Genomic DNA, 12,312 nt, shown 5'->3' with positions numbered 1-12,312 from the left:
TTAGGGACTTCCAACTAAAAAAATATCCCATCGCTACGTAGGCAGGGGGGCAGGGAGCAGGGGGCAGGGGGAGGAATACAAATATTATCTGAGTAAATTGGATAATTTATTTTCTGGAAGTCCCTTAGAGAATTTCTGAAGAATTTGCTTCCAGCCAGTAGTCAATGTCTCTCAATACCTGCTGGGGAATTTCCCAAGGAAAGAGGTGAGCCGTATTGGCGTAAGATTCCCACTGACAGTTTTTCAGGTGACGAGCTGTTTCTAAACTAGCATCAACGGTGATGTGCCGGTCTTGGGCACCTGCAAGTACTAAGCTAGGGCATTCTATTTGCTCCAAGTCTGTTAGCCTGTTGTAGCCAGCGCGAATGGCAGTATAAAGGGCACGAGTTGCCGCAGGAGAAGTTTGTAAATAAGCGGGGACGGCATCTTTGGCAAGATAACTATAAGCTGTAGGTGTATGTTGTTGGATTAAGTAACGAAATAGCGATCGCTTGCCAAAAGTTTCAATATTCCATCGCCAACCTGGTTTAATATAATTCAGGATTCCCGCTACACCAGTATAGAGATTATCCTGCCAAGTAATCGGGGGATGATTACCACGAGGTCTGGCTGCTGTCGCTACTAAAATCAGCCCTGTTACCCGTTGTGGTAAACGTAACGCCAGTTCCATCGCCAAAATCCCACCCAGCGACCACCCTAGTACTAGACATTTTTCAATTCCCAAGCGGTCTAAAAGCGCTTCTAAGTCATATATATGGTCTTCCATGTCAAAATTGCCCTGAAAGCGACTTTTGCCATAGCCACGCAAATCAGGAGCAAAAGTTTGATAGCGCTGGGATAGGTGATTTGTAAACACAGAAAGACTGCGACCGGAACCAGGATGGCCGTGTAAAGCCAGGATGGGGAAGCCTTGACCTTGAATATAGACATTTAACTTTGCCGCTTTAGCACTATGGCGATCGCCCATTAGTCCCCGTTCTCCTGGTGTCATAGCAAATATTGATATCTTGCTTATAATTGTGACACCGATTTTTCTCGATAGCCGCCAGCGTAGGTGATGACACACATTTGTCTATATTTCGGGTGAACGCCAAAAGCCACCCCGGTGACTTTAAAAGCAGAGTTAAAAATATTTTGGCGATGACCGCGATCGCGTACTCCATCATCAATAATTAATTGCATGATGATATCTTGAGCCAGATATGAACCATAGCTAATATTTTCACCTGCGGTAAATTGCCACTCACCATAGCGATTCATGCGGGTAAATGGATTGCTACCATCACTACCAGTGTGACCCATCGCCCCTGTAACTCCTTGGTCTTGTACGTGATCTTTTGCTGCTAAAGACATTCCTTGAGATGTACTCAAAGCGGCTACAGGACGCACTGAAGAAAGAAAGGAAATTGCTTCATCAACTGCTGTGACGCCTTCTTGAGTCAGCAAGTAAACCCCCTCAGCGATTTTGACTTGTAATCCTTGAAAACGCTGTTTCCAGTTCTGTAAAACTGGGAGATACGCAGTGGGATTTGTCCGCACTTTGTTCATTTCTATAATTACTTCTTGTTCTAAACTTGATAGCATCACTGATTAATTAGAATTAATAAAAAACTCTCACCAACTCCTGCGGGAAATTCAAAATGAATTCCCCTACAGGAAAAGACGCTTTCCTAAATTAATTACTGAATTCCTGGTGAAAAATTATGATTTTTCTTGATAACCACCAGCGTAATTAATCACGCAAATAGTTCTATATTTTTTGTGAGTGCCGTAAGCCACACCCGCAACTTTAAAAGCACCATTAAAAATGTTGGTGCGATGACCGCGATCGCGTACACCATCATCGATAATTAACTGCATAACGATATCTTGGGCGGTGTTTGGGCCATAGCTAATATTTTCGCCTGCTGTCACTTGCCATTGACCATAGCGACTAATGCGAGTCACCGGGTTACTACCATCGCTACCATTATGACCTGTTGTACCTTTAGGGCCTTGGTCTTTGACATGATCTCTCGCCCCTAAAGACATTCCTTTTGATGCTGTTAATGTTCCCACAGGACGAGCCGACTTGAGAAATGCGATCGCTTCATCAACTGCTTTTACCCCTTCTTGAGTCACTAAATAAGTATTCTGGCCAATTTTCACTTTATTTCCTTGAAAGCGCTGGCGATAATTTTCTATGATGGGAAGGTAGGATTTAGGATTTGTCCGTACCTTGTTCATCTCCACAATTACTTGTTGTTCTAATGGAGAAAGATAACTCGCCTTGGCTAACAGAGTCGGGCTAGATTTTGCCACTGGAGACTGGGGCGATTGTGCTACAGACTGGTTATTGGGTATTAATTGTTGATAACAGCTAGCTATCAGGGCTAGGGGCAAAAATAACCAAATTCCAAAGCGATTCATAAATTATCTCACTAAGTTATTTATACGGGGAACCTTTCTGAATTTTAAATACATTAAATAACAGTATAATTCCGGTAGATTTACCTGATTTTTTCAGAAAAAAAGCGCAGAGTTACGCCTAGTAGTACAGACAACTCTCAAATACCCGGCGTTAAACCTCTGCGTTATTACAATTCTCACTCAAAGTATGTTGTAACCTTTATTACCATAAACGTAAAGAGTGAGTAGACCCTGTAGGGGACAGAGCGATCGCAAAATAGACACAGAGAAAATTCCGATCTCCGTGTCTATTTTTCAAATATTCTATGTACCTTTGTTTTCAGAAATTTTTAGCTAAATGTCTGCATTTACTGAGCATCAGCTAATATTTTCTCGATATTTGACAACTGCACTACACCAGAGAACTTTTGGCTATTTATCACAAAAAATGGTGTACCATCAATGCCTAAATTATCCGCTAATAGAATATCTTTAGCTATGGCTTTTTCCGCCAGATTATTGGCACCAAAAGCATCGTTTTTAAATTTCTCCAGATCCAGCTGCAATGATTTGGCGGTATCTATATATAATGCTTCGCCCAGTTGTTTTTGATTGGCAAACAAAGCATCGTGATATTCCCAAAATTTACCTTGTTGACTAGCAGCCCAAGCTGCTTTCGCTGCGGGTAGTGCTTGATCGTGAATAGAAATTAAAGGTAAATGTTTGTAAACTAGTGTAATTTCATTTTGATGCTTGGCTAACAACTGCTTTAAGGTTTTATGGGCTTCACTACAGTAGGGACATTGAAAATCGGAAAATTCTACTAGCAAAATCTTTGACTGATTCGCGCCTGTAGTGGGAGATTCGCCAATTACTGTTTGAGGATTGAGTTTTAAATCTTGTAAAAATGCTTGGCGTACTTGTTTTAGTTGCTGTTGCTGTTGCTGCTGGTATATTTGAACAGATTCGATAATTACCTCCGGGTGTTCGCGGAGGATTTGTAATACTTGCTGTTCTAGTTTGGGACTGAAGGAAGTAGCAGCTTGTGCGGGAAGTGACCAGCTGACAACTAAACACAGTAAGCTGATGAATACCCAAGTACGCATATACCGAAACAATTGACGCATATCAAAATACTCGCTCAGTAAACATCCTCATAGTATTGCCTTAGATGAGTGAATGCGATCGCTTTTCGGAATTAAATTGCATTTAATCGATGATTTAACGGGGTTGGGTGCGGAGATTATTTATATTACAAGGGCGCGGAGATTATTTATATTACAAGGGCGCGGAGACCGCGCCCGTACAGGGGGGGATGGGTTTTAAAAGGGTAAACCGGGGATTGATACCGGAATTCGATTGTGAATTTCGTTTTGAACTCTATCTTTGAGGATATTAGTTACAATTTACGCTAATTAATGAAAAATTCTTCAGTATATACGCTTAAATAGCGATCGCTTGCCAGCGCGATCGCTATTTAAGCGTAATTATGCATATTTGAGCCGACAAGAAAATGAAAATAAAATGAAAATAATTTGCAGTTGTGATTTATCAGATGACAATTAATAGTCAAGTGCACAAATACAGTATTTACAAAAAATTAGGGATTTATCTGGCAAATTTTTTTGACACTAAACCCAAAAAATTTCTAAAAAAATAGCTTAATGATTCTCAAAAATTATTGCAAAATGCTGAACATAGCATAAAAGATGCTATACAAATCTTATTTAATATCTAAATATAAGAAATCTCTAACCCCCAATATTGCAAGCATCCTGCTAATTTGCGGCTTATACATAAATATTAGATTCACATATAATTCATTTACTTTTTTTAGAGCATCGTTGCAATACTTAACTCTGTTTTAATGAACAAAAGTAAACATAGATTAAAAATAATAAATACCATCATATTTTAGTAAATTGTTCAGGCTAAATTGAAAGTAAGCTTAATCATTAGAGCCTAGTTAAGTACTTACTTCAGTGAAGTGCAAATCACCTTCACAATCCCAACTGTAAAGTTCATCTTCTCGTTCCCGAAAAATCATACTGTGGATCGTTTGGTTGTGATGGAATGAGTACAAAAAACTTACTAGGTAGTTCAGCAAGCTTGTAACCAAGCCAAGTTGAGTCAAATCACTAAGAGCAGAAACCAAAGCAATCTTAACAACAAGACGTATGATGATAGATAAAATTTTGCTGGCTGTGTCTGGATTGGGACATGCGGAAGAGATGCTCAAGGCGTTGAAAGAAGTGCCATCAATCAAAAGCGCAAAAGTCACAGTATTGCATGTAGTTCCTTCTCAATCTACTGCTAACGCTATGACCGAAAAGTGGGAGGAAGGTGGCAAAATTCTAGCGAATGCGATTCAAACTTTGAACTTAGATCCAAGCCAGGTTTCTTCTATCTTGCGCCAAGGCGATCCCAAAGATGTGGTTTGTCAGGTAGCTGATGAAATTGATGCTGACTTGATTATTATGGGTTCACGCGGACTCAAACGCCTACAATCTATTTTATCTAATTCCGTTAGCCAGTACGTATTCCAACTGTCATCTCGTCCTATGTTGCTGGTCAAAGATGACATTTATGTGAAACGAATTAACCGCGTGATGGTGGCAATGGATAACTCTGAGTCAGCAAAACACTGCTTGAGTTTAGCTTTGTTCCTATTGCGTGGTATCGAAGGCGGTCAGCTAATCTTAGCAAATGTGAATACAGATTTACGTGGTAAATCTTCTGAACTTAACGAAGTTACCCCAGATAAAAATCCCGTTTTAGCCGCAGCTGTTGCAGAAGCTACCAGACAAGGGGTAAAAGCACGCTGTTTCAGCAGTTCGGGTAAACCAGGTGAAGAAATCTGTCGTTTAGCAGAAGAGTTGAGCGTAGATTTATTATTACTGGGATCTCCCGATCGTCGTCCATCGGTAGCTAAGAGTTTTGTCGATATAGATAGGCTCATTGGCTCTTCTTTATCTGACTATGTTCGCGTCAATGCTACTTGTCCTGTACTGTTGGCACGAACCACTAGTTAACAGCTAAATAGATTTAGCGGTTGATAAACAAAAACCCCTGCACCATTGGTGTAGGGGTTCTTTATTTTAAAAAAGGTTTTAGCTATCTTTTTTACCTTCGCGGCTAGCAGTCTGAATGTAAAGAACTATCAAAAATACAGAGGGAACTAGTACGAACAGAATGCTCGCTACAAACCCCAGGTCATTAACTTGCATGGCAAGAAAGCCTCTCCTAGATTTTCCGGTCAACAACATTAGAATAGCATCATCGATGACAGAGTTTGCCCAAATTTTCTGATGCGGCAAATGCTTACAAATAGGAAATGGATTTCCCCGGCTAAGGCTTAGTCACGACGCTGACAGGCCCGTTAACGAGAGTTTGACAGGCTAGGCGGTAATTTGCAGGTTTTTTCTTTAATTTGCGGTTTTCTACATCTGTACGGGGGGAAAGATTCTCCAATCCTTCTGTAATTTCGACTATGCAAGTACCACATTGTCCATAGCCGCCGCAATTTGTCATTTTGCCGAACAATGTATAGATATCAATGCCATTTTGCATGGCTTTCAGCCGGAGATTAGCACCATCCGCCGCTATTACTTCTTTATCTTCTTTAACAAATTTGATATTACCCATAACTAATACCTGAGAATCTTGCAGCGTGGCTTGGATATTTTTTTAACCAGGCTTGATATACTAACTTAAGTCTATATTAAAAGATTACATATTATTAAGAAATATCAAGTTTTGCAAAATTAATCTCACCAAAAAATAGGACAGGTATTTTCAACCTGTCCCAGAGATGAAAACTTAATTAACTTACCTAAATCCAACTGCTGCTTGCCAAACGAAAGCAAGTAACAAGAAGAAAACGGGAATAACTGGGAGAACATCTACCAAAGGATCAAAAATTTGGTATGCTTCCGGCAATTTTGCTAACAACAGTGCTGCTTCCATATTCGTTTAAATCCACCTATCCAACACAGCTTTCATAATTGATAGGTATCTTAACATGCTTTGGTCATTGGTCAGTTGTCAATGGTCAATGGTCAATAGTCATTAGTCATTAGTCATTAGTCATTTGTTTCCTCCTTGTCTTCCTTGTCCCCCTTGTCCCCCTTGTCCCCCTTATCCTCCTTGTTTCTACTCAATCTAGCCAGTGAGCAAATTCTGTGGCGAAGCGATCGCTTAATATAGCTTCACGGATACGTTGGGTAAAGCGTATGAGTTCTGTGATGTTGTGAATGCTCAATAAGGTATAGGCTAAAATTTCTTGCGATCGCACTAAATGAGATATGTAAGCACGGCTAAAGTTTTGGCAAGCGTAGCATGTACAAGTTTCATCTAATGGTGCAAAATCTTCACGAAATTTAGCATTCTTTAAATTCCAGCGTTCGCCTTGAACTATTGCTGTACCATGTCTCGCCCAACGGGTGGGAATGACGCAATCAAATACATCGACACCAGAGGCGATCGCGATCGCCATTTCTTTATATGTACCCACACCCATCAAATAACGAGGCTTTTCTGGTGGTAATAATGGTGCAGTGTTTTGGACAATCTGCGCCACTAGTTCTGGCGGTTCGCCGACACTGACACCGCCTATTGCATATCCTGGTAAATCTAACTCAGCTAAAGCTAAAGCTGCTTGCGATCGCAAATCTAAATACACCCCACCTTGGACAATTCCAAATAGCGCCTGATCGCTGCGTTTATGGGCTGCTATACAGCGTTCTAGCCAGCGATAGGTACGTTCAGTAGCCGCTTCTACTTCTTGGCGAGTCGCTGGGTATGGCGGACATTCATCAAAGGCCATAATCACATCCGCCCCTAGAGTATTTTGAATCTCAATTGAGCGTTCTGGCGTTAATTTAATGATTTGTCCATCATGGGGAGAACGAAAAGTTACGCCTTCTTCCGTAATTTTGCGCATCTCGCTCAAACTAAAGACCTGAAACCCACCGGAATCTGTGAGCATCGGCCCGTTCCAACCCATGAATTTATGAAGTCCCCCACCGCCCGCAACAATTCCTTCCCCTGGTTGGAGGTGGAGATGGTAAGTATTCGACAATACCATCTGTGCCCCAGTATCCTTAAGTTGGGCTGGAGTCACAGTTTTTACATTTGCTAGTGTCCCCACCGGCATAAATCTAGGGGTTTCCACAGGGCCGTGAGGGGTGAAAAATACGCCAGCCCTAGCTTTTGTCTTACTACAGCAAGCAAGACATTGAAAAGAAAAATTAGCGCTCAAGGCAAAATTAATATGATTTCGTTAATTTAAAGATTGTATGCCCTTGGGTCTTTGTGGTAAAAGATTATTTTCCACCACAAAGGCACAAAGGCATAAAGAAAAATTCATCTAGAAAGATTGGTAAACTAGACAGTCTTGAAAATTTCTCTTTCCAGTCAACTGTCAACCGTCAACAGTCAACAGTATTTTCAAGCTAAATAATTTAAAATGAATCGGTCGTATCGTCATCAATTTCCGCATCCCATCTGGCGGCGAGTACTTGCTCCATCATGGCTTCGATGGCGCTAACATTCAAATTGCGCTCTCTGCGCTCTTGTAAAGGCGTTGAGAGGGGAATCAGCCGCAAACACATGCCTTCTTGGATTAAATCAAAGTAGGGTTCCTGTTGCTCTGACTGTTTGAGTTCCAAATAGTCAAAACTATGAACATTCAGGTAAAGTGCATGGTTAGCAACTAAAGTAGACCTTTGCGGGTTGGCAAACACTTCCATCACATCCCCATCACCCTCACTTTGTAATTGTCCGTCTTGGGTGTAGATGTAGTGGACTCGACCTAAGTCAGCCAACAATCGCCGGATGTCGAGCTTATTCACAATAATGCCCGTGTTAATAATGCACGGAGCTGGTATCTTGGTGTCGGGTAGATGGTGACTCATAAGGAAATGGGGTATGAGCGTAAGTGAGGTGCAACAGCGCAATACTTTGAGGTCAACTGTCTGTTTACTCCCTACATTTAAAAAATATCAACTTTCGTGAGCGATCGTCCAACAAACTAAATTTTGTCATTGGTTATTGGTCAGAGACGCGATGAACCCTTGTCTGTACAATTGCTTTCTAATCCGTAGCCTCTAGCCCCTAGCCCCTCATCCCGTAAATTCTATGACTGACCAGCTTCGTTTTGGGAAAAAGCTGCTGCTTGATTTGGTAGCTGCTGTAATATTTTATACTGTGATTCCGTTGCCAATTGTCAACGGGTTGGTATTTGGACAAGTTGCCCGGATGGCTCCACTAATTGGGCTGTTGATTGGGGGAATTTTAGGATTATGTGATATCGGGATGAGTTATTTGGGTATACCAATATTAACTCGTAGCGCCTTAGTAGTCAGTATGGGTATCGCCATTACTGGAGGGCTGCATTTAGATGGAGCAATGGATACTGCTGACGGTTTGGCGGTAGGTGACCCAGAAAGAAGGCTAGAGGTGATGGCAGATAGTGCTACGGGTGCATTTGGCGCAATGGCTGCGATCGCTCTATTATTGCTAAAAACAACAGCCTTAACAGAGATAGAAACAAACCGTTGGTTAATTTTGATGGCTGCTTGTGGTTGGGGACGCTGGGGACAACAGCTAGCGATCGCTTGTTATCCTTATCTTAAACCAACCGGTAAAGGCGCAATTCACAAACAAGCCATTCAATCTTATAAAGATTTGCTACCGGGACTGTTGTTACTGATTAGCATCAGTGGATTACTTTTTTTACTATATAACCAGCAGAGATTTTTGGCATTAGTAATGGTAGTTGCGGGAATAGCGATCGCTACTGCCACTAGTGCCTGGTTTAACCACAAATTAGGTGGTCACACTGGGGACACCTATGGCGCAGTCGTAGAATGGACTGAAGCCCTATTTCTTTGCATTCTCACTCCTTTTTGAAAGAAATCAGAACAAGCAGAGGGGCAGACGAAGCACAGGAGAAATAGCTATGCCCAATGCCCCATGCCCCATGCCCAACATCACTTAATCGGCTGTAGCTTTGTGACTTTTAATTTAAAGTTACCAACGCCAGTTTCTCCGAAAGAACGGACGCGAATTATATAAGTTCCTGTTTCTGCTATGCGGGTAAACAATAGGGAATTACTGCTGCCATCAGGGCCGTCATCATTTTCGGCTAAGGTTGCACCATTGGGCGAAAGTAGGGTAATAATGCAGTCAAAGTTATCTGATGACAAATCGACGGCTAAATTATCGCCTTTATTGAGCTTAACGGCGTAATCGCGAGCGTATCCGCCCTGACCTGTGGGAATATCTTTATCTGAGAGCGTATCTGAAAATTCAGAACTGCTGGTAGTTAAAGGAATTGGACTGTATAACTTATTTTGAGCCAAGGCAGCATTTGTACTGATGCTCATTGCCAATAAGGTGGCAGGAAGAATAATTACCCGTTGCAAACCCGCTACAAAAGCTTTACCGATCATCAAAGTAAAATTTCCATAAAAACAGGATAATATGGTCAATTCTAGAGTTATTTAGCAGAATAGTTTTCCCTGGCGTTGTTGAGTTATTGATTTTTGATGGCGGTAGCCAGGGCTACCAAACCTACAATCGGAATTTGCCACTCACGGAGTGTTTGCACCGCAGCTGCGACGGTAGCACCCGTAGTGTAAATATCATCTACTAACAACACTGGTACAGTGGGAGGATTGCGGCGAAATTCTTGCCCAACAGCAAAAGCTGCTGCCAAGTTTTTTTCGCGTTCAGATGCCGATAAACCAAATTGCGCTTTAGTTTCTCTAACTCTTTCTAGACCATTTAGTTTGAATTTTAACCCAGCTGTTTGAGAAAAGCTTTGACCGATGAGTGCGGCTTGATTGTATCCTCGGATTTTTTGTTTACTGGGGTGAAGTGGTATAGGTACAACTATTAAATTTTGATGAAGAATTGGCGAATTTAATAACCATGTTTCACCTAACCACTGACCTAAAGGTTTAGCAATTTGTGGTTGATTTTCATATTTCATCACAGCGATCGCTCTTTTTAAAGCACCACCATAAACCCCCCAGCTAAACACGGGTATAGGTTGTTGCCAAAACCTTTGCGGGTCTTGAATGCGACATTGTTGCAGCTGTCTTTCACAGTATTCACACAGATGGCGAGAAGTACTGCGTTGACACAAAGGACAATGGGGCTGGAGAAAAAGATTAAGTAATTCTTTAATTAGGGCATGGGGCATTGGGCATGGGGCATTGGGTATGAGTCAACAGTCAACCGTCAACCGTCAACCCTTGGCGATTGATTGAGGTATTTAACATAAACGCGATCGCACCTTGGGGTTTCTACTCCTGTGGCTGGTTGATAGCCGTTGCTTTCGTAGAGTTTGACTGCTTCTACTAAAACGCTGGCGGTTTCTATCCAAATTTGCTGGAAGCCACGGGCGGCGATCGCTTCTTCTAGTTGTTGTAACAAATATTTCCCTAATCCTATACCTCTAATGCTGGGTAATAAATACATTTTCCTTATCTCTACGGCTTTTTCACCGCGATTTACCGGATAGTATGCCCCGGTTCCTACTAGTTGCCCTTGGTGTTCAATTACCCAAAACTCGCCGCCTGTGGCTAAGTAGCATTCTTCAACTTGTACCACATCGCGATCGGCTCCGTTTGGTTCCCAGCCCAAACCGTATTCTGATAATACATAACTGATAACTGCGGCAGTGCTAGTGCGATCGCTCTGCTCCCAGTTACGAATCAAAAAGTCTCGATAATAATCTCTCATCGGAAAATTTTCAATAATTTTTAATTTTGAATGGGAGCAAAAAGAGAGTCAAGTTTGCACAGAAAATTCTTCTGGATCTATATCCCAATTTACCCAACGAATCGCAACTCTGGCAGAGTTGATCAAAGGCGGTACTCTTAATGTATGAATTTTTGCCGTACTAGGGCAAGTCATTTTTAAAAGATGAATTGGCTCGACATCAACATCAGCATCAATGCGAAGTAGGGTGTATTCTTGCCAAGAATCGATGACTTGTGCTTGTAGTTGCTCACAAATGCGATCGTAGCCTATACCTTGAATTAATATGCGTCTAAGTTCAGCATTGTCTTCTTGTAAAAGCCATTGTGCTTCCCATTGCTGGGGGTGAAGTTTGCCGTATTTCTCTGGTAGTTTCACTCCGTGATAATAGTATCCAGGATGCCCGCTATCAGCAAATTCAATGGCTGGTTCGCCTTCTGCGTGTAAGCGGTTCTCCGTATCTAGAGATATTTTACGGGGGCGATCGCACAATGCACAGACTTTTTCACCGGGAAATATCCAGCCGCAATTTTCAAATAGTTGATTTAGGCATTGCCAAGCCTCTTTTTCTTTATCATCTAGTACATAATTAAATTTACTCATCGATATTTGCCCCCTGCTAATCATTATTAGCATTTCGCTGGGAGTAATATAATCTGATTCCCATTTTGGATCGAAGTCTGTATTGAATTCCTGTAATAATGGTAATTTATTAGCAATTTCATTGTATAGAAAATCTTGCAACCCAGAACTTAATCTGTTACAGATATTTTCACAAAATTTATATATTTCGTATACTAATGGTTTTCCCCATAGAGGTTGCTTGTTAGCGTTAAATTCATCCAGTTTATTCCTAATTATATAAGGGTCTGGATAAAAAATCACTTCTGGTTCTTGAAGCCCAAGAACTGCATAGGTTGATTTGATAGCTGATGCAGCTTTTTCTCTATCAATTGGTACAGTGAAATATGAATAGTACTGTTTCCAAATAGATGACAAGTATGTATTGTCAATTATTTGTCTGGTTGCATCGGTAGTAAATTTAGTTAGAGGGTGTTTGAAAAGTTTTTAGGGGTCAAATTTTATGCTAGCCGCCTCACCATAATACGGATCATAGCAAGGTAGATAAAGGTTTCTGAAGTTTCGGGTAATAAC

The 12,312-nt window shown here is 41.4% G+C and carries 15 protein-coding genes; 2 read left to right on the top strand and 13 right to left on the bottom strand.

Going from position 1 to position 12,312, the window contains the following annotated elements:
• Positions 1-124 precede the first annotated feature (124 nt).
• The 4 genes from H6G08_RS16370 to H6G08_RS16355 form a co-directional block, all read right to left on the bottom strand.
• Positions 125-967 (bottom strand): alpha/beta fold hydrolase, encoded by an 843-nt coding sequence (locus H6G08_RS16370; RefSeq protein ID WP_190544863.1) that lies wholly within the window; start codon positions 965-967, stop codon positions 125-127.
• Between the two features lie 44 nt (positions 968-1,011).
• Positions 1,012-1,584, bottom strand: coding sequence for a CAP domain-containing protein (locus tag H6G08_RS16365; protein WP_190544651.1), 573 nt, complete (start codon positions 1,582-1,584; stop codon positions 1,012-1,014).
• Positions 1,585-1,701: 117 nt separating this feature from the next.
• Positions 1,702-2,409 carry a CAP domain-containing protein gene (locus H6G08_RS16360; RefSeq protein WP_190544647.1) on the bottom strand — a complete coding sequence of 236 codons (708 nt, stop codon included), beginning with the start codon at positions 2,407-2,409 and terminating at the stop codon, positions 1,702-1,704.
• 347 nt (positions 2,410-2,756) lie between these two features.
• On the bottom strand, positions 2,757-3,515 hold the full coding sequence (locus tag H6G08_RS16355; RefSeq protein ID WP_190544644.1) for a DsbA family protein: 759 nt from the start codon (positions 3,513-3,515) through the stop codon (positions 2,757-2,759).
• Positions 3,516-4,568: 1,053 nt separating this feature from the next.
• Between H6G08_RS16355 and H6G08_RS16350 the strand changes: the two genes are divergently transcribed.
• Positions 4,569-5,420 (top strand): universal stress protein, encoded by an 852-nt coding sequence (locus H6G08_RS16350; protein ID WP_190544860.1) that lies wholly within the window; start codon positions 4,569-4,571, stop codon positions 5,418-5,420.
• Positions 5,421-5,498: 78 nt separating this feature from the next.
• Here H6G08_RS16350 and psbM read toward each other — a convergent pair whose 3' ends face one another.
• The 5 genes from psbM to H6G08_RS16325 form a co-directional block, all read right to left on the bottom strand.
• Positions 5,499-5,615, bottom strand: a complete 117-nt coding sequence (gene psbM / locus H6G08_RS16345) for a photosystem II reaction center protein PsbM (RefSeq protein ID WP_096604004.1) — start codon at positions 5,613-5,615, stop codon at positions 5,499-5,501.
• Positions 5,616-5,736: 121 nt separating this feature from the next.
• A complete protein-coding gene (locus H6G08_RS16340) occupies positions 5,737-6,033 on the bottom strand; it encodes a 2Fe-2S iron-sulfur cluster-binding protein (protein ID WP_096641834.1) in 297 nt (98 codons plus the stop codon).
• 183 nt (positions 6,034-6,216) lie between these two features.
• Positions 6,217-6,354, bottom strand: a complete 138-nt coding sequence (locus H6G08_RS16335) for a photosystem II reaction center protein K (RefSeq protein ID WP_006195022.1) — start codon at positions 6,352-6,354, stop codon at positions 6,217-6,219.
• Positions 6,355-6,544: 190 nt separating this feature from the next.
• On the bottom strand, positions 6,545-7,648 hold the full coding sequence (gene tgt, locus H6G08_RS16330; protein ID WP_190544641.1) for a tRNA guanosine(34) transglycosylase Tgt: 1,104 nt from the start codon (positions 7,646-7,648) through the stop codon (positions 6,545-6,547).
• Between the two features lie 202 nt (positions 7,649-7,850).
• A complete protein-coding gene (locus H6G08_RS16325) occupies positions 7,851-8,303 on the bottom strand; it encodes a hypothetical protein (RefSeq protein WP_096641836.1) in 453 nt (150 codons plus the stop codon).
• Positions 8,304-8,526: 223 nt separating this feature from the next.
• Between H6G08_RS16325 and cobS the strand changes: the two genes are divergently transcribed.
• A complete protein-coding gene (gene cobS / locus H6G08_RS16320) occupies positions 8,527-9,300 on the top strand; it encodes an adenosylcobinamide-GDP ribazoletransferase (protein ID WP_190544638.1) in 774 nt (257 codons plus the stop codon).
• 80 nt (positions 9,301-9,380) lie between these two features.
• On the opposite strand, the gene H6G08_RS16315 is transcribed toward cobS, so the two are convergent.
• The 4 genes from H6G08_RS16315 to H6G08_RS37525 form a co-directional block, all read right to left on the bottom strand.
• Entirely contained in the window at positions 9,381-9,842 is a 462-nt protein-coding gene (locus tag H6G08_RS16315) for a PPC domain-containing protein (RefSeq protein ID WP_190544857.1), read from the bottom strand.
• Positions 9,843-9,925: 83 nt separating this feature from the next.
• Positions 9,926-10,597: a ComF family protein gene (locus H6G08_RS16310; protein WP_190544635.1), complete on the bottom strand. Its 672-nt coding sequence runs from the start codon at positions 10,595-10,597 to the stop codon at positions 9,926-9,928.
• A gap of 38 nt (positions 10,598-10,635) precedes the next feature.
• Complete coding sequence (locus H6G08_RS16305; RefSeq protein WP_190544633.1) at positions 10,636-11,139, bottom strand: GNAT family N-acetyltransferase; 504 nt, start codon at positions 11,137-11,139, stop codon at positions 10,636-10,638.
• Positions 11,140-11,187: 48 nt separating this feature from the next.
• On the bottom strand, positions 11,188-12,156 hold the full coding sequence (locus tag H6G08_RS37525) for a DUF6745 domain-containing protein (protein WP_190544630.1): 969 nt from the start codon (positions 12,154-12,156) through the stop codon (positions 11,188-11,190).
• Positions 12,157-12,312 lie beyond the last annotated feature (156 nt).

This window comes from Calothrix anomala FACHB-343 (genome assembly GCF_014696435.1).
Lineage (GTDB): Bacteria > Cyanobacteriota > Cyanobacteriia > Cyanobacteriales > Nostocaceae > Aulosira > Aulosira anomala_A.
Note: the sequence above shows the minus strand (reverse complement) of the source record. Positions and strands in the feature narration are given on the sequence as shown.